Origin of the sequence: Gallibacterium genomosp. 1 (genome assembly GCF_000771875.1) — a bacterium.
GTDB lineage: Bacteria > Pseudomonadota > Gammaproteobacteria > Enterobacterales > Pasteurellaceae > Gallibacterium.
Window position 1 is genome coordinate 1 of record NZ_JPXX01000016.1, and the last position, 26,125, is coordinate 26,125.

25 protein-coding genes and 1 pseudogene are annotated in these 26,125 nt (G+C 39.4%); 18 read left to right on the top strand and 8 right to left on the bottom strand.

Translation table 11 applies throughout. The features are described from left to right. The 3 genes and pseudogenes from tuf to JP36_RS05380 form a co-directional block, all read left to right on the top strand. Positions 1-371: pseudogene (gene tuf / locus JP36_RS05370) on the top strand (elongation factor Tu); the annotation flags it as partial. 96 nt (positions 372-467) lie between these two features. Continuing rightward, on the top strand, positions 468-1,049 hold the full coding sequence (locus JP36_RS05375) for an NAD(P)H-dependent oxidoreductase (RefSeq protein ID WP_013746115.1): 582 nt from the start codon (positions 468-470) through the stop codon (positions 1,047-1,049). 375 nt (positions 1,050-1,424) lie between these two features. Then, positions 1,425-2,363: an alpha/beta fold hydrolase gene (locus JP36_RS05380; protein WP_039172763.1), complete on the top strand. Its 939-nt coding sequence runs from the start codon at positions 1,425-1,427 to the stop codon at positions 2,361-2,363. On the opposite strand, the gene JP36_RS05385 is transcribed toward JP36_RS05380, so the two are convergent. After that, positions 2,353-2,676, bottom strand: a complete 324-nt coding sequence (locus JP36_RS05385) for a DUF5389 family protein (RefSeq protein WP_039172765.1) — start codon at positions 2,674-2,676, stop codon at positions 2,353-2,355. The two genes, JP36_RS05380 and JP36_RS05385, sit on opposite strands and share 11 nt — an antisense overlap. A gap of 76 nt (positions 2,677-2,752) precedes the next feature. Between JP36_RS05385 and JP36_RS05390 the strand changes: the two genes are divergently transcribed. From JP36_RS05390 to ubiA, 3 genes are all read left to right on the top strand, one after another. Then, positions 2,753-3,610, top strand: coding sequence for a rhomboid family intramembrane serine protease (locus JP36_RS05390; protein WP_039172768.1), 858 nt, complete (start codon positions 2,753-2,755; stop codon positions 3,608-3,610). Between the two features lie 79 nt (positions 3,611-3,689). Beyond that, positions 3,690-4,457 (top strand): DeoR/GlpR family transcriptional regulator, encoded by a 768-nt coding sequence (locus tag JP36_RS05395; protein WP_039172771.1) that lies wholly within the window; start codon positions 3,690-3,692, stop codon positions 4,455-4,457. A gap of 12 nt (positions 4,458-4,469) precedes the next feature. Beyond that, positions 4,470-5,330, top strand: a complete 861-nt coding sequence (ubiA, locus tag JP36_RS05400) for a 4-hydroxybenzoate octaprenyltransferase (RefSeq protein ID WP_039172773.1) — start codon at positions 4,470-4,472, stop codon at positions 5,328-5,330. Positions 5,331-5,343: 13 nt separating this feature from the next. Here the strand turns inward: ubiA and tusA are convergent, their stop codons facing one another. Next, positions 5,344-5,583: a sulfurtransferase TusA gene (gene tusA / locus JP36_RS05405; protein WP_039172776.1), complete on the bottom strand. Its 240-nt coding sequence runs from the start codon at positions 5,581-5,583 to the stop codon at positions 5,344-5,346. 75 nt (positions 5,584-5,658) lie between these two features. Here tusA and pepQ point away from each other — a divergent pair, with 75 nt between their 5' ends. Genes pepQ through hemG form a run of 3 tightly spaced genes read left to right on the top strand, consistent with a single transcriptional unit; the run spans position 5,659 to position 8,128 of the window. Then, positions 5,659-6,981: a Xaa-Pro dipeptidase gene (gene pepQ / locus JP36_RS05410; RefSeq protein WP_039172779.1), complete on the top strand. Its 1,323-nt coding sequence runs from the start codon at positions 5,659-5,661 to the stop codon at positions 6,979-6,981. 10 nt (positions 6,982-6,991) lie between these two features. Then, positions 6,992-7,603 carry a YigZ family protein gene (locus tag JP36_RS05415; RefSeq protein ID WP_039172780.1) on the top strand — a complete coding sequence of 204 codons (612 nt, stop codon included), beginning with the start codon at positions 6,992-6,994 and terminating at the stop codon, positions 7,601-7,603. 9 nt (positions 7,604-7,612) lie between these two features. Continuing rightward, complete coding sequence (gene hemG, locus JP36_RS05420) at positions 7,613-8,128, top strand: menaquinone-dependent protoporphyrinogen IX dehydrogenase (RefSeq protein ID WP_039089399.1); 516 nt, start codon at positions 7,613-7,615, stop codon at positions 8,126-8,128. Between the two features lie 55 nt (positions 8,129-8,183). Here the strand turns inward: hemG and rpsT are convergent, their stop codons facing one another. Next, the gene (rpsT, locus tag JP36_RS05425; RefSeq protein ID WP_013746125.1) at positions 8,184-8,447 is read right to left on the bottom strand and encodes a 30S ribosomal protein S20; all 264 of its coding nucleotides are present in this window, start codon (positions 8,445-8,447) and stop codon (positions 8,184-8,186) included. Positions 8,448-8,731: 284 nt separating this feature from the next. Here rpsT and murJ point away from each other — a divergent pair, with 284 nt between their 5' ends. From murJ to nagE, 7 genes are all read left to right on the top strand, one after another. Then, positions 8,732-10,297: a murein biosynthesis integral membrane protein MurJ gene (gene murJ / locus JP36_RS05430; protein ID WP_039161622.1), complete on the top strand. Its 1,566-nt coding sequence runs from the start codon at positions 8,732-8,734 to the stop codon at positions 10,295-10,297. A gap of 1 nt (position 10,298) precedes the next feature. Beyond that, a complete protein-coding gene (locus tag JP36_RS05435) occupies positions 10,299-11,153 on the top strand; it encodes a DMT family transporter (RefSeq protein ID WP_018346378.1) in 855 nt (284 codons plus the stop codon). A gap of 85 nt (positions 11,154-11,238) precedes the next feature. Then, positions 11,239-12,177 (top strand): bifunctional riboflavin kinase/FAD synthetase, encoded by a 939-nt coding sequence (gene ribF / locus JP36_RS05440; protein ID WP_039172782.1) that lies wholly within the window; start codon positions 11,239-11,241, stop codon positions 12,175-12,177. Between the two features lie 138 nt (positions 12,178-12,315). Then, positions 12,316-15,135 carry an isoleucine--tRNA ligase gene (gene ileS / locus JP36_RS05445; RefSeq protein WP_039172783.1) on the top strand — a complete coding sequence of 940 codons (2,820 nt, stop codon included), beginning with the start codon at positions 12,316-12,318 and terminating at the stop codon, positions 15,133-15,135. Positions 15,136-15,276: 141 nt separating this feature from the next. Then, on the top strand, positions 15,277-15,777 hold the full coding sequence (gene lspA / locus JP36_RS05450; protein ID WP_039172786.1) for a signal peptidase II: 501 nt from the start codon (positions 15,277-15,279) through the stop codon (positions 15,775-15,777). Then, positions 15,774-16,718 (top strand): 4-hydroxy-3-methylbut-2-enyl diphosphate reductase, encoded by a 945-nt coding sequence (gene ispH, locus JP36_RS05455; protein WP_018346374.1) that lies wholly within the window; start codon positions 15,774-15,776, stop codon positions 16,716-16,718. The genes lspA and ispH overlap by 4 nt, the downstream gene beginning before the upstream one ends. A gap of 215 nt (positions 16,719-16,933) precedes the next feature. Then, entirely contained in the window at positions 16,934-18,412 is a 1,479-nt protein-coding gene (gene nagE, locus JP36_RS05460; protein WP_039161599.1) for an N-acetylglucosamine-specific PTS transporter subunit IIBC, read from the top strand. 61 nt (positions 18,413-18,473) lie between these two features. Here nagE and murB read toward each other — a convergent pair whose 3' ends face one another. From murB to recO, 5 genes are all read right to left on the bottom strand, one after another. After that, positions 18,474-19,505 (bottom strand): UDP-N-acetylmuramate dehydrogenase, encoded by a 1,032-nt coding sequence (gene murB, locus JP36_RS05465; RefSeq protein WP_039172789.1) that lies wholly within the window; start codon positions 19,503-19,505, stop codon positions 18,474-18,476. Between the two features lie 4 nt (positions 19,506-19,509). Next, positions 19,510-19,866 (bottom strand): diacylglycerol kinase, encoded by a 357-nt coding sequence (locus tag JP36_RS05470; RefSeq protein WP_018346371.1) that lies wholly within the window; start codon positions 19,864-19,866, stop codon positions 19,510-19,512. A gap of 8 nt (positions 19,867-19,874) precedes the next feature. After that, positions 19,875-22,100, bottom strand: coding sequence for a GTP diphosphokinase (gene relA / locus JP36_RS05475; RefSeq protein ID WP_039172791.1), 2,226 nt, complete (start codon positions 22,098-22,100; stop codon positions 19,875-19,877). Between the two features lie 162 nt (positions 22,101-22,262). Beyond that, the gene (gene rlmD, locus JP36_RS05480) at positions 22,263-23,570 is read right to left on the bottom strand and encodes a 23S rRNA (uracil(1939)-C(5))-methyltransferase RlmD (RefSeq protein ID WP_039172793.1); all 1,308 of its coding nucleotides are present in this window, start codon (positions 23,568-23,570) and stop codon (positions 22,263-22,265) included. Between the two features lie 3 nt (positions 23,571-23,573). Next, on the bottom strand, positions 23,574-24,305 hold the full coding sequence (gene recO, locus JP36_RS05485) for a DNA repair protein RecO (protein WP_039159537.1): 732 nt from the start codon (positions 24,303-24,305) through the stop codon (positions 23,574-23,576). Positions 24,306-24,485: 180 nt separating this feature from the next. Here recO and JP36_RS05490 point away from each other — a divergent pair, with 180 nt between their 5' ends. Both JP36_RS05490 and JP36_RS05495 read left to right on the top strand, forming a co-directional pair. Then, the gene (locus JP36_RS05490; protein ID WP_039172796.1) at positions 24,486-25,529 is read left to right on the top strand and encodes a YeeE/YedE family protein; all 1,044 of its coding nucleotides are present in this window, start codon (positions 24,486-24,488) and stop codon (positions 25,527-25,529) included. Between the two features lie 38 nt (positions 25,530-25,567). After that, positions 25,568-25,789: a sulfurtransferase TusA family protein gene (locus tag JP36_RS05495; RefSeq protein WP_039094712.1), complete on the top strand. Its 222-nt coding sequence runs from the start codon at positions 25,568-25,570 to the stop codon at positions 25,787-25,789. Positions 25,790-26,125 lie beyond the last annotated feature (336 nt).

Genomic DNA, 26,125 nt, shown 5'->3' on the forward strand with positions numbered 1-26,125 from the left:
GTGAAAACATCGGTGCATTGTTACGTGGTACAAAACGTGAAGAAATCGAACGTGGTCAAGTATTAGCAAAACCGGGTTCAATCACTCCACACACAGATTTCGAATCAGAAGTTTACGTATTATCAAAAGAAGAAGGTGGACGTCACACTCCATTCTTCAAAGGTTATCGTCCACAATTCTATTTCCGTACAACTGACGTAACAGGAACAATCGAGTTACCGGAAGGCGTGGAAATGGTAATGCCGGGAGATAACGTGAAGATGACAGTAAGCTTAATCCACCCAATTGCGATGGACCAAGGTTTACGTTTTGCGATCCGTGAAGGTGGCCGTACAGTAGGTGCCGGCGTGGTAGCGAAAATCATCAAATAATCAGATTGACAATAGAGAGTAATCCAAACCCGTCTTCTAGGCGGGTTTTTTTATGAATACAGGATTATATTTATTACCTTAAATAAGGAGATGTAAATGAAGTTTTTATTATTAAATGGTGGAAAAGCATTTGGACATTCTCAGGGTAAACTGAATACAACATTACATAACACCGCAAAAGAAACTCTGCTTGCGTTAGGTCACGAAGTGCAAGAAACCATAATTGATGCTGGTTACGATATCAATCAAGAAATTGAAAAATTTTTATGGATGGATGTGGTGATTTGGCAAATGCCCGGTTGGTGGATGGGTGAACCGTGGATTGTGAAAAAATATATTGATGAAGTCTTTACTTTTGGTCACGGAAAATTATATCAGAGTGATGGTCGTCATCGGGTAAATCCGACAGAAGGTTATGGCACCGGTGGTTTGTTGCAAGGTAGAAAACATATGTTGTCATTAACTTGGAATGCACCGATTGAAGCATTTGAACGTGAAGGTGATTTTTTTGAAGGCAAAGGCGTAGATGGTGTCTATTTGCATTTTAGAAAAGCAAATGAGTTTATTGGTCTTTCACCATTGCCTACATTTATTTGTAATGATGTTATTAAAAATCCAAATGTGGAACAGCATATTACTGAGTATAAAGCACATTTAAACAAATTATTTGCTAAATAAAATCAGAGAGGATAAAGTCTTTAATAGACTTTATCTTTTTATGGTATTCACCTGCGTGGCTTATCCTTTGGGCAATGATAGTGTAAAAATATTACCATTTATTGGAATAAACTGAATTCTTACCTGAAGAATTGCTCTTTGCTACTGATTCGTCGCATAATAAAGACAATTCTGAGGAAATAATTGCTGTTTTACAGATTAATAGTAGATAATGGTGGTTATTTAATAGTTTCTTTATTTTAGAATATTGGGATAATATCAATATCGGTTAATAAAAAATTATTATGCCAAAATAAATATTGCCGGAAAGTATTAAGCTGACATTATTTGGTGGATGGTATATTTGAAAATACAATATTTTATTAAAAAATAAATATGGTAAAAAAAGAGAATTTTAGTCAATTTGTTCAACAACAGTTATTGCCTTTTGTTGAGCAATTTCCTATGCAATATATTGAAGCAAATCAGCAGAAAAAAATAGCGTTTAGGCATTTTATTCATCAAGCACATCAAAAATTAATTGTATTGGTAAATGGGCGTGCGGAAAATATTTTAAAGTGGAGCGAAGTTGCCTATGATTTTTATCAGCAAGGGTTTGATGTGCTGTTATTTGATCATCGAGGGCAAGGATTTTCTGATCGTTTATTAAAAGATCGTGAAAAAGGATATATTGATCGCTTTCAATATTATTTAGATGATATGGATTTAGTGATACAAACTGTTCTGCAACAAAAAGTGTATGAAAAACAATATCTTTTAGCACATTCAATGGGTGGTTTAATTTCAACCTGTTATTTGGCTAAATATCCGCATCAATTTAATAAAGTGATTTTGTCCGCGCCATTTTGGGGATTAGCGCAGAAAACAGTAAAAAGAGATGAAATTATTGTTGCAATAATGACATTACTAGGATTTTCTCAACATTATGTGTTTGGTAAAGGTGCATATAAAGCGGCTGATTTAGCAACAACACCCTTGAGTCATAGTACAGAAAGAATGGCTTTTATGAATGAAATTGCTGAAAAATATCCGGATGTTCGGCTTGGCGGACCAACATTTTCTTGGATACATCATTGTATTATTATGTTTGCAAAATTGAAGGGGCTTATTGCTAAAATTACAGTGCCAACCCTTATTTTACGGGCGGAACAGGATTTAATTGTTTCTAATACAGCAATAAATGAATTTTCGAGCTATTTCTCTGATGTAATATTAAAAAATATTGAGAAATCAAAACACGAAATATTATTTGAAACAGATGAAATTCGTCAATCCACCTTTAAAGAAATTATGGCTTTTCTTGCTAAGGATTAAAACCTCGTACGGCAATAATTAGCACCGCTAGATAGAAAAGAATAAAGCAGATTGCTAATAGATAATAGGCTAATTTTGGTTTTCTTAAATGCAGTTTATAAATTATTCTGGCTAAAATAAATAGTACCAGAGGATAACTCCACATAAAGATAGATATATTATTAATTTCTGTCTGTGATAATGTTGGATTGTTTTTTAATGAAGGTGATAATAATAAAGATAATGGCCATAGGAAAGCTGGAATACAGAAAATAGCAATAGCCCAAGAAAATTTAGAAAAGCCTTGCGGAAAATTATTTTTTCGATTACGCATAATAATTAAATGTAGATATTAGTGATCAATGCTAGCAGTATAGCGAATTTTATAAATAAGAACTAGGATTAACATTATGTATTACCTTTTTAGTACCTCTCAACAACAGTTGGCAATTCGATTTCAGCAGTTTATTCGACAGCAATATCAACAGCAAATTGAGATAAGAGAGGAAAAGGGCGTGTTTCATTTGTTTATATCTGAGCAGAGTGGGAAAATCGTTGAGATTAAACAGGTTGCGGAGCAATTTTTAGCGAATCCGGAAGATGAGCGTTTTTACCGCTCTGATTGGCAGCAAGAGAGCCAGATCTCTTGGCAAGAACTATGGAAACCGTTGTTGGTAACAAGTTCTCGTTTTAGATGGAATACATTATGGCAAAATAAATTTTGTGCATTTATTACTCTAGTCTGTATTTTTGTATTTGCTTTAACTTACACTGATTGGCAACAACAAATTTTTTTCTATTTCCATTTCCCAGTGTTTCCGGAGCAGCAGTTTGAACTTTGGCGTTATTTTTCTCATAGTTTAGTGCATCTTTCTCTGACACATATTTTGTTTAATTTAATGTGGTGGTGGATTTTTGCCGGTTTGATTGAACGTTATCAAGGCACATTTAAACTATGTGAACTCTACACTATTTCGGCAATAACGAGTGGTATTGCTCAATATTGCTCGTCTGGAGCAGATTTTTTTGGGTTATCTGGTGTGGTTTATGCTGTGTTGGGGTATGTTTTTATCGCAAATTATTTTGATCCGAAAAAGCAGTTTGCAATTCCAAGTGGGTTTGGTTTGTTTTTGATTATTGGGATTGTATCTGGTTTTTTTGCGCCTTTAGTTGGTATTGCGATAGGAAACAGCGCGCATATTGCCGGATTAATTACCGGATGTGTTTTATCCGGCATTGATGTTTGGCGACAAAAAGCAGTGAAATAATTTTTTTACAAAAATTTAATGAAAAGATATTCAATTTGGGTAGAATGACAACCAATAATTACAATAATGTGAGGCAGTTATGAAACAGGCAATACGCCACAACCGGATTATTGAGTTAGTAAAATTGCACGGTTATATTAGCACAGAAGAGCTCGTTTCTGAGCTTGATGTTAGTCCTCAAACTATTCGTCGTGATCTCAATGAGCTGGCAGCACAGAATCAAATTCGTCGTCATCATGGTGGTGCCGCTTCGCCTTCCAGTTCTGAAAATAGTGATTATGCTTCCCGTAAGACACTACTTTCTCAGGAAAAAGATTGGATAGCCAAATGTGTTGCGCAACATATTCCTAATGGTTCATCATTATTTATTGATATTGGCACTACTGCGGAAGCAGTTGCGAAAGCATTATTGAATCACGAAAATCTGCGTATCGTGACCAATAATTTGAATGCGGCTCATATTTTAATGGAAAAGGAGAATTTTCAAATTATTATTGCCGGAGGTAGTTTACGTCCGGATGGAGGAATTATTGGCGAAGCGACAATGCAATTTATTGCTCAATTTAGATTGGATTTCGGTATTTTAGGGATTAGTGCTATTGATCGAGATGGTTCATTACTTGATTATGATTACCACGAAGTGCAGGTGAAACGCACAATTATTGAAAGTTCACGTACCAGTATTCTTGTTACCGACCATTCTAAATTTTCTCGTAATGCGATGGTTCGATTAGGGGCAATAACAATGTTTGATTATCTGTTTACTGATAAAACATTGCCGAATGAAGTGGCAAAAGTGGTTGAAAACAGCAGTTTAGTGGTTGAAGTTTGCCCACGTCCTGAGTAAAGATACTATTTTATGAAATTACTAAATAAATGGCGAAGTTACATTCAGCTAATGCGTTTGGATAAGCCTATTGGCTCGTTTTTGTTATTGTGGCCGACATTGTGGGCGTTATTTTTAGCCTCAAAAGGTATGCCGGATCTTAAAATTTTGATCATTTTTATTTTAGGCGTGGTCTTTATGCGTTCAGCAGGTTGTGTAATTAATGATTATGCGGATCGTCATATTGACGGCAAAGTAAAACGTACTTCGCAACGGCCTTTAGCAATCGGAGCTATATCAGAAAAAGAGGCGAAAATATTATTTGTGCTATTGATACTGCTCTCATTTTTCCTCGTTTTACAACTTAATCTCTATGCGATAGTGTTGTCTGTAGTAGCTGCGGTATTGGCGTTCATTTATCCGTTTATGAAGCGTTATACTCATTTGCCGCAACTCTTTTTGGGGACGGCATTTGGCTGGTCAATACCGATGGCTTATGGCGCAACAGCGGCTTCTCTGCCATTATCTTGTTGGCTTTTATTTTTAGCGAATTTAGCGTGGACAATTGCTTATGATACACAATACGCTATGGTGGATCGTGATGATGATTTGCGTATTGGCGTTAAATCAACTGCAATCTTGTTTGCAGAATATGACAATAAAATCATTGCGTTATTACAGATTGCTACATTAGCTATTCTGGTTTATCTTGGAGTGGAACAGCAGTTGTCGAAAGGTTATTTCATTGGTTTATTGCCGGCGTTAGGTTGTTTTATTTATCAGTGTCGTCTGACAAAACGACGTACTCGTGAGGAGTGTTTCAAGGCATTTTTAAATAATAACTATGTTGGAATGTGGATTTTCATTGCAATTTTAGCCGGAATTTTGGGATAAACGAAAGGGGGGATTATTTCCCCTTTCTGATCCAATAACGATAAGGTGTTTGTTCGATTTCACTTTGTAACAATGTATGTTCCATAAATTGACAGAATCCTGGAATATCACGAGTAGTTGCCGGATCATCGGCAATAATAAGCAAAATTTCTCCGTTCTGCATTTCACGAATTTTCTTTCTTACTAACATTACCGGTTCTGGACAACGTAATCCTTGTGTATCAAGTGTTTGATTAATTTCTAATTCGGTCATATGATTGCTGCTGATTATTAATAAAAGCAGTAATGATACTGCATTTTCACGTAATATGGGATAGTGGAGTAGAGAATGGAAACATTATTTAATGCTCATTTGGCACGAGTTCAAACAATTATACAGGAAGCCTTATCAAGTTGTCGGCTTGATGGAGTATGGATTTATGCTGGTCAGGCTGATTATTATTTTATGGATGATCAAACTAAAACTTTTCGTGTTAATCCGTATTTCAACTATGTTGTGCCGATGCCACAGGCTGAAGGAAGTTGGTTGTTTTTAGACGGTTACAGCAAACCAAAACTCTATTTTTATCAACCAAAGGATTATTGGTATTTTGTTGAAACATTGCCGAATGCGTTTTGGTGTAAACAGTTTGAATGGGAAGTATTTACCTACCCGGAACAGATGCAACAGGAAGTTAATAATCGTAAAAATTGTGCATTTATTGGCGAAGATGAGTCCTTGGCAAAATCATTTGGTTTTTATTCAGTTAATGACCGTAAATTATTGAATATTTTGAATTATTATCGAGCTTATAAAAGCGAGTATGAAATTGAATGTATTTTTAGGGCACAGAAACCAGCACTGTTGGGACACCAAGCGGCTAAGCAGGCATTTGAGCAAGGGAAAAGTGAGTTTGAAATTAACTTGGCTTATTTGCAGGCAAGTCAGCAGATGGATTTAAATGTGCCTTATGGCAATATTATTGCCTTGAATGAACACGGTGCGGTGTTGCATTATAATCGTTTATCCCATCAAACTCCGACAACGGTTAATAGTTTTTTGATTGATGCAGGAGCGAGTTATCTTGGCTATGCCTCTGATATTACGCGTACTTATCAACGACAAGAACAACCGATATTTGCTGAATTGTTGCATAGAATGGAACAAATTAAGCGAGATATTATTGCCGATTTGCGTGTTGGGCATAACTATTTGAGCTATCACACTCAATTGCAACAACGAATTGCAGAATTATTAGCGGAAAGTGAATTAGTAAAATTACCGGCACAACAGATTTTTGATTTAGGTATTAATCGCGCATTTTTGCCACACGGTTTAGGGCATCTTCTCGGTTTGCAGGTACACGATATTGGTGGATGGCAACAGAATAAAAGAGGGGCTATTAAACGTCCTCCGGAGGTATATCCGAGTTTGCGTTGTACCCGAGAGTTGGCTGAAGGAATGGTGTTGACGATTGAACCGGGTTTCTATTTTATTGATTTATTATTGCAGCCTTGGCGGCAAAGCGAATATGCAAGCAAAATTGATTGGGCGCTGATCGATGTTTTAAAAGTGTTTGGTGGTATTCGTACAGAGGATAATATTGTGATGAGAACTGAAGGTGCGGAAAATTTAACTGTTAAAATGGAACAACAGTTAGGACTGTCATAAAAGGAGAATTATGCAATACCCGGTGTTAAAGTCAGCGGTAACCTTTAGCGAGGAAATTAAAAAAAGTCGATTTATTACCTATCTACAACCGGTGTCAGGAATGGAGGAGGCAAAACAGTTTTGGCAGCAGATACGGCAACAACATCCTGACGCTCGACATCATTGTTGGGCAGCGGTTGCTGGAACACCAATTGATTCACAACAGTACGGCTTTTCCGATGATGGCGAACCATCCGGAACTGCTGGTAAACCGATGTTGAATTTATTATTGGGTAGCGGTTTAGGGGAAGTCTGTGCGGTAGTAGTGCGGTATTATGGTGGTATTTTGCTTGGTACTGGCGGTTTGGTAAAAGCTTACGGTAATGGCGTACAACAGGCATTAAAGCTAGCAGAAACTACAATTAAGATTGAGCGTAAATTATATATTATTGTTTGTGAATATGCACAATGGTCGTGGTTGGAAGCAATGTTGAAACAGTATGATGCGCAAATTATCACGCAACAATTTACCGCTCAAGTTACGTTGCAGCTGGCGATAGCTGAACAACAGGCGGAACAATTGGCGAAGCAAATTAATGAACGTTCCGCCGGGCAACTTACATTACAGTTATTGGAAGACTGAGATATTTTTATGAAAACATTGATTTTATATCTTACTCACGATGGGCAAACCCGAAAAATTGCTGAAGCGATTGCAGCCAAGTTAAATGGGCAATCTGTATTGGTCAATTTAGCGGAAAATATGCAGATTGATCTTGCACCTTATGATCGCGTTGTTATCGGCGCGTCTATTCGCTATGGGAAGTTCAGCACTCAATTGTATGATTTTATTCAGCAGCATCATTCTCAATTACAAGCGAAAAAAGGGGCGTTGTATACTGTCAATCTAACTGCAAGAAAAGCGGATAAAAATACACCGCAAACCAATGTTTATACGAGGAAATTGTTGGCGAAAATTAATTGGCAACCACAGTTGGTTCAGGTATTTGCCGGCGCATTGCTTTATCCACGTTATGGTTGGTTTGATCGGATGATGATTCGTTTTATTATGAAAATTACCGGTGGCGAAACCGATCCGACAAAAGAGATTGAGTATACCGATTGGCAACAGGTTGCACGTTTTGCGGAGCGCTTACAGCAACTTTGAACAGACAATAAAAAACCGCCAAATTGGCGGTTTTATTTTTAATCCAAAAAAATCATTAAGCTAATTTTTTGATTTGTGCAGATAATTTAGATTTGTGATTTGCTGCTTTATTTTTGTGGATTAAGCCTTTAGAAGCCATTCTATCCACAACTTTTTGCATTTCAACAAAAGCTGCTTCTGCAACTGCTTTATCGCCAGCGGCTACTGCTGCATAAACTTTTTTGATATAAGTACGCATCATTGAGCGGCGACTTGCGTTATGTTGACGGCGTTTTTCAGATTGAATCGCACGTTTTTTTGCTGACTTGATATTAGCCAAGGTCAAACTCCCAAAATTTCTAATTAATTACACTAAAAATGAAAGGCGTAAAATATGCCTATTTTTTAAGCCTTTGTCAATCAATTTATCGCTTGATGCCGTAAATTTGCTTCGAGAGTAAGCAAGGCAATAGCTAACTTGCTTTAGTGAGACACAACCAAAGTAAGCCATTAAAAGGCGGCGTGATTTTAACAGTTTTTCCGGTGAGAATATAGCTTAAAAAGTAAAAATATATACAATGTGCAGTAATTTTTATGAAGTCAGACCGAATTGTGGTGGTTATTTTGAGCAAAGGATTATTAAAATCAGGTATCGTTGTTAGCAGTATGACATTGCTTTCACGCGTGTTGGGCTTAATTCGTGATGTGGTGATCGCGAATTTGTTAGGGGCCGGTGTCGCTGCGGATGTCTTTTTATTTGCAAACCGTATTCCTAATTTTTTGCGTCGTCTGTTTGCTGAAGGGGCATTTTCTCAGGCATTTGTGCCGGTGTTGGCGGAATATCAGAAAGAGGGAGATTTGGATAAAACCCGTCAATTTATTGCCAAAGTGTCCGGCACCTTGGGTGGCTTGGTTACCGTTGTAACTTTATTAGCAATGATTGGCTCACCGTTGGTCACTGCGGTTTTCGGTACTGGCTGGTTTATGGATTGGTTGAACGGTGGCGCGGATGCCGAGAAATTTACTCAAGCCTCATTATTATTAAAAATTACCTTCCCTTATTTATGGTTTATTACGTTAGTGGCGCTATCCGGCGCAATTCTTAATACTATCGGCAAATTTGGTGTAATGTCGTTTTCGCCGGTGTTGTTGAATGTGGCGATGATCGCCGCTGCGCTCTTTATTGCACCGAGATTGGACAATCCGGATATTGGTTTAGCGATAGGGATTTTCTTGGGCGGGCTGTTACAATTTTTATTTCAACTCCCTTTTTTAAAACAGGCGGGATTGTTGGTAAAACCGAAATGGGCGTGGAATGATGCCGGCGTGAAAAAAATCCGTACGCTAATGATTCCGGCACTGTTTGGTGTATCGGTCAGTCAAATCAATCTTTTGTTGGATACCTTTATCGCCAGTTTTTTAATGACAGGTTCAATCAGCTGGTTATATTACTCTGATCGTTTGTTGGAATTCCCTTTAGGTTTGTTCGGTATTGCGATTTCAACCGTTATTTTGCCGACCTTATCACGCCATCACGTCAATAAAGATAATATGCAAAGCGAGCAGGCTTTTCGTCAGACGTTGGATTGGGGCGTGCGGATGATCTTATTGCTCGGCGTACCGGCAATGGTCGGTATTGCGTTATTGGCACAGCCAATGTTATTGGTGCTGTTTATGCGTGGTAATTTCCTACTTTCTGATGTACAGGCGGCTTCGTATTCATTGTGGGCATTCAATGCCGGATTGTTGAGTTATATGCTCATTAAAATCTTGGCAAACGGTTATTATGCGCGTCAGGACACCAAAACGCCGGTGCGTTACGGTATTATTGCGATGATCAGTAATATGGGATTTAATTTATTGGCGATCCCTTTCAGTTATGTCGGCTTGGCAATGGCATCGGCAATGTCTGCTACATTGAATGCTTTTTTGCTTTATCGTGGTTTATCGCGCCAACAGGTCTACCATTTTTCCGCACGAAGTTTATACTTTTTCTTGAAAGTGGTGATTGCTGCCGTGGCAATGGGCGCTCTGCTGTTTTACCTCACGCCGGATATTACTGCTTGGCAAACAATGACAATAATGTGGCGAGTCGTTTGGTTAGCCGGTCTGATCGCAGTTGCTGCCGTTTGTTATTTATTGTCGTTGCTGTTATTAGGTATCAGAAAACGCGATTTGTTGGCACAGTAATATGAGTATTTTGCAATCTTTGTGGATGATTTTTGCCAGTGCTTCTTTTGCAGCAATGGCGGCATTTGTTAAATTGTCGTCAGAAGAAGGGGCAAGTTTGGGCGCAATTATTTTTACGCGAGGATTGCCGTCAGTCATATTGATTTGGTTATGGGTAATGCTGGATCGACAGCACCGCAGTTTTAGAACGCCACGTTTAAAATCGCATTTAGCGAGAAGTATTTTCGGTGTGATGTCTATCTGGTGCGGCTTCTATGCTTATGCTCATCTACCGTTGGCAACAGCGGCGAGTTTAAACTATACCACCACACTTTTTATCACTTTTTGGACCTTGTTGACGACAGTGGTTGCACGCAGTGCGCTACAGGTGTTGGCTGTCTGTTTGGGCTTTATGGGCGTATTAGTGGTGTTGCGACCGAGTATTAATGCACAGGATTGGTGGGCTATTGTGGTGGGGCTATTTGCTGGCTTAAGTGCAACCGGCGCAGTGCTGACCGTTAAGCGGCTCGGACAGGCGGGCGAACCGGTGTGGAGAACGGTATTCTATTTTTCTGTTTCAGTAACTGTTATCGGCTTAGTCGCGTTTTTATTTTCCAATAATTATATTGCTGATTTAAATGCCGGTTTTTATTTATTAGGCACCGGTGTTTTCGGCTTATTGGGGCAGTTAGGCTTAACGCGATCATTCAGTTATGGCGCAACGGTGTTAACCGCCACTTTGCAATATACGGCGATTATTTTTTCCGCACTATTAAGTTTATGGTTGTGGGATACAGAAATTGATTTATTAAGTTGGCTTGGTATGTTGGTGATCATCCTTTCCGGCGGCTTATGTGCTTATGCCACTAAAAGATAGGCGGACGCTGCTGTTTTACACTATTTAACAATCTGCGTATAATACCGGCATTTTTGTAACCTTTTCCAATAGCAAACAGATCATAATGCGATTAATTCGAGGTCTTTATAATTTACCCACTTTCCCTAACGGATGTGCGCTGACCATCGGCAATTTCGATGGTGTACATTTAGGACATCAAACCATTTTGCGACATCTCAAGCAGAAAGCGCAACAATTAGGATTGCCGACTGTAGTGATGTTATTTGAACCGCAGGCAAAAGAGTTTTTCTTGAAACAAAAAGCACCGGCTAGGCTAATGCGATTGCGTGATAAATTAACCGTATTGGCGCAATTCGGTATCGATTATGTTTTCTGTGTTCCTTTCAATGCAGCTTTCGCACAACAAAGTGCAGAACAGTTTATTCAACATTATTTGATTGAAAAATTACGTGTTAAGTTTTTAAGTGTTGGCGATGATTTTCGTTTCGGCATTAATCGTAGCGGTAATTTTGCAACCTTACAAAAAGCCGGCAAACAATATGGTTTTCAGGTGGAAAACAATGCCAGTTACTGTTTAGCACAACAGCGTGTGAGCAGTACTGCAATCCGTGAGGCGTTGGCACAGGATAAATTGGAACAGGTTGAGCAGATGTTGGGACGACCTTACAGCATTTTAGGACGAGTGGTGCACGGCAATGAACTGGGCAGAACAATCGGCTTCCCAACCGCCAATATCGGACTGCATCGTAATGTGAACCCGATTCAGGGGGTTTATGCGGTGGAGGTTAAAGATAAGGCAAACCATCATTATTATGGCGTTGCCAATGTCGGAAATCGTCCTACCATTAATGGGTTTAAACCATTGTTGGAAGTGCATCTGTTTGATTTTAATGGCGATCTTTATGGGCAAACATTGGAAATTTTCTTTAAGTTGAAATTACGTTCGGAAATTAAATTCCCTTCATTTGCGGCATTACAACAACAGATTAAGTTGGATGCAGAAAATGCGAAACGTTATTTTCAACAAAATCGGCAAAAATAACGGAAAATTTTGATAACTTTGTTTGCATAGCGATCTAAAAAAGGCTATAAAAGAGCGTTTAAAGATGAAAATAACGGCAATTCTGCCGGAAAAAATTTAGCAATTTTGATTTAACTTTATTAATTACGGAATATTCTAATGTCTAAAGATACAACTGATTACAAAAGCACATTGAACCTGCCTGAAACAGGTTTCCCAATGCGTGGCGATTTGGCAAAACGTGAGCCAGCTATGCTAAAAAATTGGTATGATAAAAACCTTTATCAAAAAATTCGTCAGGCAAGTAAGGGTAAGAAAACCTTTATTTTGCACGATGGTCCTCCTTACGCTAATGGAACAATTCATATTGGACACGCAGTAAATAAAATTCTGAAAGATATTATCGTTAAATCAAAAACTGCATTAGGTTATGACTCTCCTTATATTCCGGGATGGGATTGCCACGGATTGCCGATTGAATTAAAAGTGGAGGGGTTGGTTGGTAAACCGAATGAAAAAGTGAGTGCAGCGGAATTCCGTGAAGCTTGTCGTGTTTATGCTAAAGAACAAGTGGAAGGTCAGAAAAAAGATTTTATCCGTTTAGGTGTGCTTGGCGATTGGGATCATCCTTATTTAACAATGAATTTTGAAACTGAAGCCAACATCATCCGTACTTTGGCAGATGTGATTAAAAATGGTCATCTTTATAAAGGCTCTAAACCAGTTCATTGGTGTTTGGATTGTGGTTCAGCTTTGGCAGAAGCGGAAGTGGAATATTATGATAAAACTTCACCGTCTATTTATGTTCGCTTTAATGCGGTGGATGAAAATGCAGTATTGGCTAAATTTAATTTGAGTGAAAAAGGCGAAGGAAAAATTTCTGCTGTCATTTGGACAACCACACCTTGGACATTGCCGTCAAACAGAGCAATTGCTCTGCACCCTGAATTGGAATATCAATTGATTCAGGTAAATGGTGAACGTTTAATTCTCAACACCGAATTGGTAGATAGCGTAATGAAAGCTATTGGCGCAACCGATTATCAAGTGTTGGGTGTGGCGAAAGGGCAAGATCTTGAGTTATTACAATTCCAACATCCGTTCTATGATTACAGCGTGCCGTTTATTTTAGGTGAGCACGTTGGTAATGATGCCGGTACCGGTTTGGTTCATACTGCACCGGATCACGGTCAGGACGACTTTATTGTTGGTCAAAAATATCAATTACCAATGGCAGGATTAATCGGTAATGACGGTAAATTCAACAGCCAAGCGAAATTCTTTGCCGGTGAAAACGTGTTCGATGCCAACCCATTGGTGGTGAAAAAATTGGAAGAAGTGGGCGCATTGTTGAAGCTGGAAAAAATTACTCACAGCTATCCGCACTGTTGGCGTCATAAAACCCCAATTATTTTCCGTGCGACACCGCAATGGTTTATCGGTATGGAAACCAAAGGGTTACGCGCGCAAGCATTGAAAGAGATTCAAGGGGTGCGTTGGGTGCCGGATTGGGGGCAAGCTCGTATTGAAGCGATGGTGGAAAATCGCCCTGACTGGTGTATTTCCCGTCAGCGTACTTGGGGTGTGCCGTTAACCTTGTTTATCCATAAAGAAACAGAAGCATTGCATCCGCGAACATTGGAATTAATTGAAGAAGTTGCAAAACGCGTGGAACAAAAAGGTATCCAAGCGTGGTGGGATTTGGATATTAATGAAGTATTGGGTGAAGATGCCAAAGATTATCAAAAAGTGCCGGATACCCTTGATGTGTGGTTTGATTCCGGATCAACCTATTCTTCAGTAGCGAAACATCGTGCTGAATTCGGCGGTAATGATGTTGATATGTATCTTGAAGGTTCAGATCAACATCGTGGTTGGTTTATGTCTTCATTAATGTTATCAACAGCAACGGATAATAAAGCACCTTATAAACAGGTACTTACACACGGCTTCACCGTTGATGGTCAAGGACGCAAGATGTCAAAATCAATCGGAAATATCGTTACTCCGCAAGAAGTAATGGATAAATTCGGTGGCGATATTTTGCGTCTATGGGTCGCCTCAAGTGACTATACCGGCGAAATTGCGGTATCGGATGAAATCTTCAAACGAGCGGCGGACACCTATCGTCGTATTCGTAACACCGCACGTTTCTTATTGGCAAACTTAAACGGTTTTGATCCGAAACGAGATATGGTGCAAGCGGAAGAGATGATCGTACTCGATCGTTGGGCGGTTTCTTGCGCATTACAGGCACAAAATGACATTAAAGAAGCCTACGATAATTATCAATTCCACGAAGTGGTGCAACGTTTGATGCGTTTCTGTTCGATTGAAATGGGCTCATTCTATTTGGATATCATTAAAGATCGCCAATACACCACGAAAGCAGACAGTTTAGCGCGTCGTAGCTGCCAAACTGCGTTGTACCATATTGCAGAAGCGTTGGTGCGTTGGATTGCGCCGATCCTCTCCTTTACTGCCGATGAAATTTGGCAATATTTGCCGGGCGAACGCAGCGAATTTGTCTTTACGGAAGAGTTCTATCAAGGTCTATTTGCTTTAGCGGATGACGAAGAGATGAATGATGCTTACTGGCAAGAAGTGTTGAAAGTGAGAGCCGAAGTTAACCGTGTGCTTGAACAGGCGCGTAATGATAAAGTGATCGGTGCGGCGTTGGCAGCGGAAGTAACACTTTATGCAAATCAGCATTATCGTGAGTTATTGGCGAAATTAGCGTCTGAATTACGTTTTGTGTTGATTACCTCAAAAGCGGAAGTGAAATTGTTAGAAGAAGCAGACGTTGCTGAAGGCGAATTAAAAGGTCTAGCGGTGAAAGTGGTTGCTTCTAAAGATGAAAAATGTCCTCGTTGCTGGCATTATTCCGATACTATCGGACAAAACAGCGAACATCCGCATCTTTGCGCACGTTGTGTAGAAAATGTGGCAGGGCAGGGTGAAACCAGACAGTTCGCTTAATTTTTAATGTTGTTTAAATGAGATAATCACTGTTAAGCACTGCTTGGCAGTGATTATTTTTATGCAAAGGAGCAGATCTCCTAAATTAAATAGCTTCTGCCGCCGTAGATGGCGGAAGGCTCAACCACAGAGGAGTTTTTGATGCAAAAACAGGCAAATGGTTTGATTTATTTATGGCTGAGCGTTGTCGCCTTTATCTTGGATTTATTCACTAAATGGTTAGTGGTTTCGCATTTTGAACTGTATGAAAGCGTCAATATTCTGCCGATTTTTAACCTGACCTATGTCAGAAATTATGGCGCGGCGTTTAGCTTTCTTGCCGATCATAGCGGTTGGCAAAAATACTTTTTTGTCTTAATTGCGGTTGTTATTTCAGCATTATTACTATTTTGGTTAGCGAAAACACCACGTCAAAAGATCTTGCTTAACAGTGCTTATGCTTTAATTATCGGTGGTGCATTAGCCAATATGACAGATCGTCTTTATCACGGTTTTGTTGTCGATTTTCTTGATTTCTATTGGCAAATTTATCACTATCCAGTGTTTAATGTTGCAGATATTGCAATTTGTGTTGGGGCAGGATTACTGATCCTCGATTATCTGAAGAATGAACGCAAACAGGTAAAAGGAAAGGACGAATGAAAATTATCTTAGCAAATCCGCGAGGTTTTTGTGCCGGTGTAGATCGCGCTATCAGCATTGTGGAATTGGCGTTGGAAATTCACGGCGCACCGATTTATGTACGTCACGAAGTGGTACATAACCGTTTTGTGGTGGATGGTTTACGTCAGCGTGGTGCGATTTTTGTTGAAGAGTTAAGTGAAGTGCCGGACGGATCGATTGTGATTTTTTCGGCACACGGTGTTTCTCAGGCTGTGCGCCAAGAGGCAAAAGAGCGAGATTTAAAAGTGTTCGATGCAACCTGTCCACTAGTAACAAAAGTCCATATGCAGGTCGCAAGAGCAAGTCGAAAAGGGACAAAAGCGATTTTAATCGGTCACGAGGGGCATCCTGAAGTGGAAGGCACAATGGGGCAGTATGATAATCGCGAAGGCGGCATTTATTTAGTGGAAAATGTGGAAGACATTGCCGGCTTGCCGCTTTCTAATCAGGACGATCTCACCTTTATGACGCAAACGACCTTGTCGATCGATGATACGGCAGAAGTGATTGAAGCCTTAAAAGCAAAATATCCGGCAATTCAAGGGCCTCGCAAAAATGATATTTGTTATGCAACCACCAATCGCCAACACGCCGTTAAGGAGCTGGCAAAGCAGTCTGATTTGGTGATTGTCGTTGGCTCAAAAAATTCATCAAATTCCAATCGTTTGGCTGAACTGGCTTCGCGAATGGGGGTATCATCCAAATTAATCGATGATGCTGCCGACATTGATCCTCAATGGTTGGAAAATATTAATGTTATCGGTATTACCGCCGGAGCATCCGCGCCGGAAGTGTTGGTTCAGTCAGTGGTGAATCGTTTATTGGAACTCGGTGCGACAAGCGTTGAAGAGCTGGAAGGTTGTGAAGAAAATACAGTGTTTGAAGTGCCGAAAGAGTTGCGAATTACCGAAGTCAATTAATAAAGACAATGCCGTTGTTATATTCAATGAACAACGGTTTTTTCTTTCTATTAAACGGAATGAAGTATCACTTCATTTTTTTTCATTTTTTAAGTGATCGCTATCACACTTCTAATAATCTGTGTTTTACTTCATTTTTATGGACTTCTATACTGAAACTGATTAACAAAGATAAATCAATCTTTGTATTAAAACTAAACAATGAGGATATTGTTATGAGTATGTTATCTTATTTACAAAAAATAGGTCGAGCCTTGATGGTGCCGGTTGCAGCATTGCCGGCAGCCGCTATTTTAATGGGGATAGGCTATTGGATTGATCCGGACGGCTGGGGAAGTAATAGTGCTTTGGCGTCTTTGTTGATTAAATCAGGTGCTGCAATTATTGATAATATGTCGTTGTTATTTGCGGTTGGTGTTGCATTTGGTCTTTCTAAAGATAAACACGGCTCAGCGGCATTATCAGGTTTAGTCGGTTATTTAGTGGTGACCACGTTGCTTTCTCCCGGCGCAGTTTCTCAACTTCAAGGCATTCCTTTAGATCAAGTGCCGGCAGCATTCGGTAAGATCAATAACCAATTTATCGGTATTTTGGTTGGTATTATTTCTGCGGAACTCTATAACAGATTTTCTCACGTTGAGTTACATCAAGCGTTGGCATTCTTCAGTGGTAAACGTTTAGTGCCGATCGTGGTCTCTTTTGTGATGATTTTAGTGTCATTTGTCTTGCTTTATGTATGGCCGGTGATTTTTAACGGATTGGTCAGTTTTGGTGAATCAATTCAAGGTTTAGGGGCAACCGGTGCCGGTATTTATGCTTTCTTCAATCGTTTATTAATTCCTGTCGGTCTACATCACGCCTTGAACTCTGTGTTCTGGTTCGATGTTGCTGGAATTAATGATATTCCTAACTTCCTTGGTGGGGCGAAATCATTGGCGGAAGGTAAAGCGGTGCTTGGGCAAACAGGTATGTATCAAGCCGGTTTCTTCCCAATTATGATGTTCGGTTTGCCGGCAGCGGCATTGGCGATTTACCATAGTGCTAAACCATCTAAAAAAGCATTGGTCGGTTCAATTATGTTTGCAGCGGCATTGGCATCATTCTTCACCGGTGTTACTGAACCGTTGGAATTCTCCTTTATGTTTGTTGCGCCGTTGCTCTATTTAATTCACGCACTATTGACCGGTATTTCCGTATTTATTGCAGCAACATTCCACTGGATTGCCGGTTTCGGATTTAGTGCCGGATTGGTGGACTTAGTGTTGTCTTCTCGCAATCCATTGGCAACAGAGTGGTATATGTTGATTGTGCAAGGTCTGGTGTTTGCGGTGATTTACTATCTATTGTTCCGCTTCGTGATTAAAGCATTTAATTTAAAAACACCGGGACGTGAAGAAGATAGTGCAGATAGCGCCGGTGTCACAACGAAAAGTGCCGCAAGCCAAGATAATGAACAGGCAAAAGTTGAACGCGCACAAGCATTTATCACCGCGCTTGGCGGTAAAGGTAATATCAAAGAAATCGATGCCTGTATTACCCGTTTACGTTTGATTTTAGTGGATCGCAATAAAATCAACGAAGCGCAGCTCAAAGCATTGGGCTCAAAAGGAAATATTAAATTGGGCGATAACGCCTTGCAGGTTATTTTAGGACCGGAAGCAGAACTTGTTGCCGATCAAATGAAAAAACTCTAATCGTTAGCGTAAGATGATGAATAACAACGTTAAAGTCGAAAGGCTTTAACGTTGTTTGCATTTAGGCAAGTGAAAAATCAATTTCACCATTGTTACCGATAAAACGAACTTCAGGCTGTAACACTACACCAAAACATTCGGCAATGTTATGACAAATATAACGAGCAAGTGCGACAACATCTGCACCGCTTGCTCCTTCTTTATTAATAATGACTAATGCCTGTTTATCGTGCACCGCCGCACCACCTAACTGATAGCCTTTTAATCCACAACGATCAATCAACCAACCGGCAGCCAATTTGACTGAACCGTCCGCTTGAGGATAGTGAGGGATATCCGGATACTGTTTTTGCAACCATTGAAATTGTTCCGCAGAAACCAACGGATTTTTGAAAAAGCTGCCGGCACTGCCAATTTTTTTAGGATCAGGCAATTTCGCCTGTCTGATGGCACAAACTTGTTGAAAAACCGCTTTAGGGGTGAGCTGTTGCGGATCTAACTGTGCCAAGTTGCCGTAATGTAAAATCGGTTGCCACCGTTTGGCTAATTTAAAATAGACCGCAATTACGGCATAGTGATCCCGATATTGATGCTTAAAAATGCTTTCACGATAACCGAATTGGCATTGATCGTTTTGCAATATAAAAGTTTCGCCGCTGGCAAGATCAATCACCTCAACCGCTTGGCAGATATCTTTCAACTCTACGCCATAAGCCCCGATATTTTGCACCGGTGCCGAACCGACACAGCCCGGGATTAAAGCTAAATTTTCCAATCCGCCGATATTCCGTTCAACACAGTAACTGACAAATTGATGCCAATTTTCACCACTGCCGACTTTAAAATAGTGGAAATCCGCATCGGTGTGATATTCAATGCCTTTAATGCGATTTAACAGCACCACGCCGGAAAAATCTTCGGTGAACAAGACATTGCTTCCTTCACCCAACAGTAAAACCGGTAATTGCTGATGTTGAGCCTGTTGCCATAAATGCGATAACTCATCAACTTGATCGACCTGATAAATCTGTTTCGCAGATGCCGGAATGGCAAAAGTGTGATAAGGCTGTAAATTTGTACCAAGATCAATCATTTAGCTAACCTAATAAAATAATTAACCAGACTAACCCACAAGTTACCATTGCCACGAAAACGGCGGCGGAACCGAGATCTTTAGCACGACCGGAAAGTTCGTGATACTCCTTGCCGACACGGTCAACAATTGCTTCTAAACCGCTGTTAAGCAGTTCAATCGCGAATACCATTAATACGGAAGCCACCATCAAGGCGATCTCAATTTTGCTCTTTCCAAGCCAAAATGCGAGAGGAATCAAAATAATAGCAGCACCGACTTCGTGGCGGAAAGCAGCTTCATATTTAAATGCGGCACGTAAACCCTGCATTGAATATTTTGCCGCTTTAAAAAAATGAGTTAATCCAGTGTATTTTTGCATAATATTCCTTAATTAGTGATGCGTTTTGCTTCGATGACATCATCCAATTTTGCCAAACGAGATAAAATTTTGCTTAACATCTGTACATTGCTGAGTTCGATTTGCATATCAATAGTAGCAATTTGGCGTTTGGTATCACTACGGCTACTCACACCTAAAACACTTACTTTTTCATTGGCTAAAACGGTTGTAATGTCGCGCAATAATCCATTACGGTCGCTGGCAATAATCCGAATACCAACGTGAACACCATAAGAATAGCTATCACCCCAAAGTGCTTCTACTACACGTTCCGGATTGTTCGCTTGTAATTCCGCTAGCTGTTCACAATCAGAACGGTGAATAGAAATGCCTCGTCCTTGAGTGATGTAGCCAACAATATCATCGCCTGGAATCGGTTGACAACAGCGAGCGATATGATGCATTAAATTGCCGACACCTTCAACGACAACGTGTCCTTTTTTCTTCTCTTTCTGTTGCTGAATATTGTTAGCGCTTTTATTAGAGATATGTTTTAGAATCTCCTCATCAATTTCTGCATTTGATGGTTTCAGCAATTTTCCTTGGAGGAAATTGATTAATTGGTTTAATCGAATATCACCGCCACCAATGCCGGCATAAAGATCATCCAGATTACGCAAGTTATATCGTGGCAAAGCGTACTGTTCGATCTGTTTCTGTGTTAAACCGATACGATTCATTTCACTTTCCAACATTTCGCGACCGGCAGGAATATTTTTATCGCGATCCAATTTTTTGAACCAAGCGTGGATTTTTGCTCTGGCACGAGCAGTATGCACGAAACCCAGATTTGGATTGAGCCAATCGCGACTTGGGTTTGGATTTTTTTGTGTGATGACTTCAATTTGATCGCCCATTTGTAATTGATAAGTGAATGGCACGATTCTGCCGGCAACTTTGGCACCGATACAGCGATGCCCAATTTCGCTATGAATAGTGTAAGCAAAATCCAATGGAGTTGAACCTGTTGGCAAATCAATGACTTCTCCTTTGGGAGTGAAGACATAAACTCGATCATCAAACACCTGACTACGCATTTCAGCAAGCACTTCGCTAGAGTCAGCCAAATCATCCTGCCACGCTAATAATTTTCGTAACCAAGCGATTTTTTCTTCATAGCCGCTACGACCGGCAGTTGCGCCCTCTTTATATTTCCAATGTGCTGCTACACCAAGTTCGGCATCATCGTGCATTTTTTGAGTACGAATCTGTACCTCTATCGGTTTGCCGCCCTTGCCCAAGACTACGGTGTGGATGGATTGATAACCGTTCGGTTTCGGATTGGCGATATAATCATCAAACTCTTTCGGTAAATGTTTAAAATGGGTATGGACAATACCTAACGCGGCATAACAATCCTGTAGTTTCTGTACGATAATGCGCACTGCTCTAACATCATAAAGATCACCAAAAGCGAGATTTTTTTTCTGCATTTTACGCCAAATACTATAAATATGTTTTGGTCGTCCATAAACCTCGACTTCCGAAATGCTCTCTTTAAGGTAGGCAGTCAGTTCTTGTACGAAATCTTGAATATATTGCTCACGATCCAAACGGCGTTCGTGTAGTTGGTTGGCAATGTGGCGATATTGATCCGGATGCAAATAACGGAAGCAGTAATCTTCCAATTCCCATTTCAATTGCCCGATACCCAAACGATTCGCCAATGGCGCATAAATATTAGCACACTCTTTCGCAGCCAATACTTTATCTTCTTCACTGATCCTGCTGTCTGCAGTGCGTAAAAAGGTGATTCGTTCGGCGAGTTTAATTACAACACAGCGGAAATCTTCCACCATCGCCAACAGCATTCGCCGAATATTATCGATTTGTACGCTATCTGAACCACGGTTGGTATTGAGTTGACGAATATTGTCCATTTCAAAGACGCCGTGTACCAATTTTTTGATCGTTGCGCCGAAATGTTCCTGTAAATCATCAAGGGAGAGAATTTCGTTTTCAATAAAAGGGAAGAACAGTGCTGCCAACAAGGAGTTGTCATCCATATTCAATTCCGAAAGGATAGACACCATTTCGACACTGTTGGAAAGAATGTCCTGCGCGTGGGCATTATCCGCAATTTTAGGATGAAGATATTGCCAAGCTTGAGTTAATAAGCTTCTAGTACGATCCGCTAAAGTAAGCGAATTTAACCAATCTTCAAAAACGAAATGACGTAAATTTGTTAAATGTGTTTCTCTTACTGCGACCATCTTCTTCTTCCTGTTTTTATTGAAAACATTATTCCGCTAATCATACCGCCCCAATGATGTAAATATCAAACTGATCGGACAAACTTTTCGTTTCAGTTCGACAGTTTTATTATCAAATGGAGTTACTCTATTTTGAGTCTATTTTGCGTAAAAAGTTTAAATTTATATTGAAAACAGGGTGATAGATTCTAAATGTCCAGTTTGAGGAAACATATCAATCATTGCACTTTTCTCTAAATGGTAACCGTTTTCCACCAATATTTTCGCATCACGTACCAAAGTTGCAGGATTGCAAGAAACATAAAGAATTTTCTCTGCTTGCAACTCAATAAGGTGGTTTAACACAAAAGCTGCACCGCTGCGAGGCGGATCAAGCAAGATTTTATTAAATTTTTCTTGTGCCCAATTTTGATTGGCAAAAGGTGCGCTTAGATCAGCTTGGTGAAATAACGCATTTGTAATCTTGTTCTGTTGTGCGTTGTAACGCGCTTTTTCCACCATCTGTGCTACGCCCTCAATACCGACAACACGTTTACTTTGTTGTGCCAACGGTAAAGTGAAATTACCCATACCACAAAAGAGATCTAATATCTGATCATCTCCTTGTGGATCAAGCCAATTCAACGCAGTTTGCACCATTTTGTCGTTAATTTGCCGATTCACCTGAATAAAATCACGAATATCGAAAAACAGTTTTAATGTTCCACTCTGATAATAAGGTTTATCTTCTGTCCACGCAGAAACCTGTTGTTCTTGTTCGCTGACAAACAACATTAAACGGTGTTGTTGTCCAAATAATTGTAATTTTTTGGCATCATTAGCGTTTAATTCACCTAAATGACGTAAAAACAGTGCGACACCATTATCTGCTGCGACTAATTCAATATGCCCCAATTTTTGAGGTTGTTGCCATTGTTGTAGTAGTTGTGTCAACGGTGGCAATAATGCAGATAATTCCGGCATAAGCACCGAACATTGGTTGATTTCAACCGGCTGGTTACTTTGTTTCCGGCGAAAACCGAGTTTGATCTGTTTTTCTGATCTAGAATATTGCACACTAAGACGTGTTCTTCTGCGATAATGCCAAGGTTCTCCACTAATCATTGCTTCAATTTTTACTTCAGGGGCAATTTTTTGTAGCTGTCGTATTAACGCTTGTTCTTTGGTACGGCGTTGCATTTCAATCGGAATATGCTGCATTTGACAACCGCCGCATTGCTGATAATACGGACAGAGAGGTTCAAGGCGTTGTGCTGAACTTGTCAGTCGCTTTGTCGTTTTACCGATACCATATTGCCGTTTTTCTTCTTGTATAGTAAATAGCACTTTTTCGCCCGGCAGCGCATCTGCAATAAACCAAGTTTTGCCCTCAATTTTGGCAATTCCTAGACCTTGATAATCTAAAGATTCAATTAGTGCTATTTTATTTTTAGGAGATGTTTTTGTTGTAGCTTGATAAAAGAGAACCATAATTTATTCGTTAGGGTATAAAATATTTAAATGTTGTTGAAATAGTTCTCGACTTTTCAACGGTTTGTTGCCTAAAAACGGTTTTAATGCAATGCGAGTAAAACGTTTTGCCGCTTGTAATGTTTCTTTTTCGTTAAAGGTTAAATTGGCGAATGCCTGCAAATCTCGACCATAAAAAGTAAGATTGTTTTTGATTAATGAGGCAATAAATCCTTTTTCTTCTCGATATTGATAGGTCATTTCTGCAACAACAGGTTTGCCACTGCCGGCGCAATGTTCAAAATCTATACCATATCCGAGTGCTTTTAACAGCATAAATTCAAAACGTCTTAATGTTGCTTCCACTTGATTTCCATTTGTAGCCAGCCCAGTAAGACAACGTAAATATTCGTGAAACAGTTCCAAATAGGCCGTTTCTTGTTCTAATGTTCTCACTAGCAATTCATTAACATAAAAACCACTGTATAAAGCTACTGTTTGCATCGGTAAGGTAACGGAAATTGCTTCTACTTTAGTTAAAATTTTTAACTGTCCGCGACCGCTCCAACGTAACAGCAAGGGAGTAAAAGGTTGTAATAAACTCTTTACCGAAGAACGTTTGGTTCTTGCCCCTTTCGCTAAGAGCGTGATACAACCATAATGTTCAGTAAAGAGATCTACCAGCAAACTGGTTTCACTATATGCTCGGCGATGTAATACAAAGCCACGTTGCCAATTATCGATGATACACCTCATAGAGAAGAAAAAACGATATTTATTTTAACAGAAAACATTGTGTATTAAGTTGAGAAAGAACTTTTTTATAACAAATTTCCATATAAATGATGAATTTGTTATTAGACGTCTGGCAATCTATATGGATAAATATAACGCACATCAAACATTAATTAAGTTCTATGAGTGAGGAAAAAGACTATGTTAAGTGGATTAATCATTGGAATTTTGCTTGGCTTTGTACTTCAACGAGGTCGGTTCTGTGTTACTGGCGCATTTCGAGATTTATATGTGAGTAAAAATAGTCGTATGTTTACTGCATTTTTAATTGCTATTGCGATTCAGTCTATCGGCTTATATACCTTGCAGGCATTTGGAATGTTCACTGTACCACAAGGTTCGTTAGCGTTAAATGCTGTCATTATCGGCGGATTTCTTTTTGGTGTTGGCATTGTTTATGCTGGTGGATGTGCTACTGGAACTTGGTATCGAGCAGGTGAGGGATTATTCGGTAGCTGGGTGGCATTATTGACTTATGCTTTATCAGCGGCAGCGACAAAATATGGTTTATTAAAAAGTGTTAACCAAGAACTAAAACAGAACCCATTTCCTGATCATACTATTGATCAAACTTTAGGCATTTCAGCGTGGTGGTTGGTATTGGTTTTAGTAACGGTAACAGCGTGGTTGACTTATAAACAGTTGCGTAAGCCAAAAATGAAAATTGCTACTTTACCGGCAAAACGTTCTGGTTTAGCACATTTATTATTTGAAAAACGTTGGCATCCTTTCTTTACTGCGGTTTTAGTTGGTGTGATTGCGTTATTGGCGTGGCCGCTCAGCACTGCGACCGGTCGCCATCACGGTTTGGGCATTACTTCACCGACTGCTGGGTTAGTTCAATTTCTCACCACTGGCGATAGTCAATATATCAATTGGGCAACTTTTTTAGTGCTTGGTATTTTAGTTGGCTCATTTATTGCAGCAAAAGGCGCTAATGAATTTAAATTCCGTATTCCAGATCAAACCACAATTATTCGCAGTGCTTTTGGAGGAGTGTTAATGGGATTTGGAGCCAGTTTAGCAGGAGGTTGCTCAATTGGAAACGGTTTAGTCGAAACGGCAATTTTTTCTTGGCAGGGCTGGATTTCATTAATTGCAATGATATTAGGTACTTGGTTTGCTGCTTATTTCACCATTATTCGTCCAAGAAAAAATAAGGTATTAAAACCACAATTAGCTTAATTACAACTTAATGACAAATAGAAAAAAGGAAATTTATTATGCGTGTTGAATTAGAAACTTCAGGTTTAGTTTGTCCATTCCCATTGGAAGAAGCGAAAGAGGCGATTGCCAAATTGAATAAAGATGATGAGTTAGTTATTACCTTTGACTGTACTCAAGCAACTGAATCGATCCCACAATGGGCTGCCGAATCAGGCTATCAAGTGACAGAGTTTGAACAGACTGGTGAAGCAAGCTGGCGAATTGTTATTCAAAAATAATGTTACAAATTTAAATTTTATCCCATTAAGGAAGTATTTCTTAATGGGATACCTGTATGACAACCATCATTAAATAACTCCATAACAAAGAAACATTTCTCCTGAAAGATATATTTATTGATAGATATTACCTTCTTTACTGATTGTTATTATTTATAAATATGGTTAATAATTCTTATTTTATACATATGAATACATATCTTTTGTTTAAAAAATAGATAATATTATATTAATAATATGTAAAAAATATCATATTTTTATAAATAAAATAACTGGTTAAGATTTGAAAAAAGTGTTTGTTTTAATGCAAACGTTTTCTATCATCGCCTACTACTA

Bases quoted from the DNA above. Each gene is read 5' to 3' on its own strand.
- JP36_RS05375 (WP_013746115.1), top strand. From the start codon at position 468: ATGAAGTTTTTATTATTAAATGGTGGAAAAGCATTTGGACATTCTCAG.
- JP36_RS05380 (WP_039172763.1), top strand. From the start codon at position 1,425: ATGGTAAAAAAAGAGAATTTTAGTCAATTTGTTCAACAACAGTTATTG.
- JP36_RS05385 (WP_039172765.1), bottom strand. From the start codon at position 2,676: ATGCGTAATCGAAAAAATAATTTTCCGCAAGGCTTTTCTAAATTTTCT.
- JP36_RS05390 (WP_039172768.1), top strand. From the start codon at position 2,753: ATGTATTACCTTTTTAGTACCTCTCAACAACAGTTGGCAATTCGATTT.
- JP36_RS05395 (WP_039172771.1), top strand. From the start codon at position 3,690: ATGAAACAGGCAATACGCCACAACCGGATTATTGAGTTAGTAAAATTG.
- ubiA (WP_039172773.1), top strand. From the start codon at position 4,470: ATGAAATTACTAAATAAATGGCGAAGTTACATTCAGCTAATGCGTTTG.
- tusA (WP_039172776.1), bottom strand. From the start codon at position 5,583: ATGACCGAATTAGAAATTAATCAAACACTTGATACACAAGGATTACGT.
- pepQ (WP_039172779.1), top strand. From the start codon at position 5,659: ATGGAAACATTATTTAATGCTCATTTGGCACGAGTTCAAACAATTATA.
- JP36_RS05415 (WP_039172780.1), top strand. From the start codon at position 6,992: ATGCAATACCCGGTGTTAAAGTCAGCGGTAACCTTTAGCGAGGAAATT.
- hemG (WP_039089399.1), top strand. From the start codon at position 7,613: ATGAAAACATTGATTTTATATCTTACTCACGATGGGCAAACCCGAAAA.
- JP36_RS05435 (WP_018346378.1), top strand. From the start codon at position 10,299: ATGAGTATTTTGCAATCTTTGTGGATGATTTTTGCCAGTGCTTCTTTT.
- ribF (WP_039172782.1), top strand. From the start codon at position 11,239: ATGCGATTAATTCGAGGTCTTTATAATTTACCCACTTTCCCTAACGGA.
- ileS (WP_039172783.1), top strand. From the start codon at position 12,316: ATGTCTAAAGATACAACTGATTACAAAAGCACATTGAACCTGCCTGAA.
- lspA (WP_039172786.1), top strand. From the start codon at position 15,277: ATGCAAAAACAGGCAAATGGTTTGATTTATTTATGGCTGAGCGTTGTC.
- ispH (WP_018346374.1), top strand. From the start codon at position 15,774: ATGAAAATTATCTTAGCAAATCCGCGAGGTTTTTGTGCCGGTGTAGAT.
- nagE (WP_039161599.1), top strand. From the start codon at position 16,934: ATGAGTATGTTATCTTATTTACAAAAAATAGGTCGAGCCTTGATGGTG.
- murB (WP_039172789.1), bottom strand. From the start codon at position 19,505: ATGATTGATCTTGGTACAAATTTACAGCCTTATCACACTTTTGCCATT.
- JP36_RS05470 (WP_018346371.1), bottom strand. From the start codon at position 19,866: ATGCAAAAATACACTGGATTAACTCATTTTTTTAAAGCGGCAAAATAT.
- relA (WP_039172791.1), bottom strand. From the start codon at position 22,100: ATGGTCGCAGTAAGAGAAACACATTTAACAAATTTACGTCATTTCGTT.
- rlmD (WP_039172793.1), bottom strand. From the start codon at position 23,570: ATGGTTCTCTTTTATCAAGCTACAACAAAAACATCTCCTAAAAATAAA.
- recO (WP_039159537.1), bottom strand. From the start codon at position 24,305: ATGAGGTGTATCATCGATAATTGGCAACGTGGCTTTGTATTACATCGC.
- JP36_RS05490 (WP_039172796.1), top strand. From the start codon at position 24,486: ATGTTAAGTGGATTAATCATTGGAATTTTGCTTGGCTTTGTACTTCAA.
- JP36_RS05495 (WP_039094712.1), top strand. From the start codon at position 25,568: ATGCGTGTTGAATTAGAAACTTCAGGTTTAGTTTGTCCATTCCCATTG.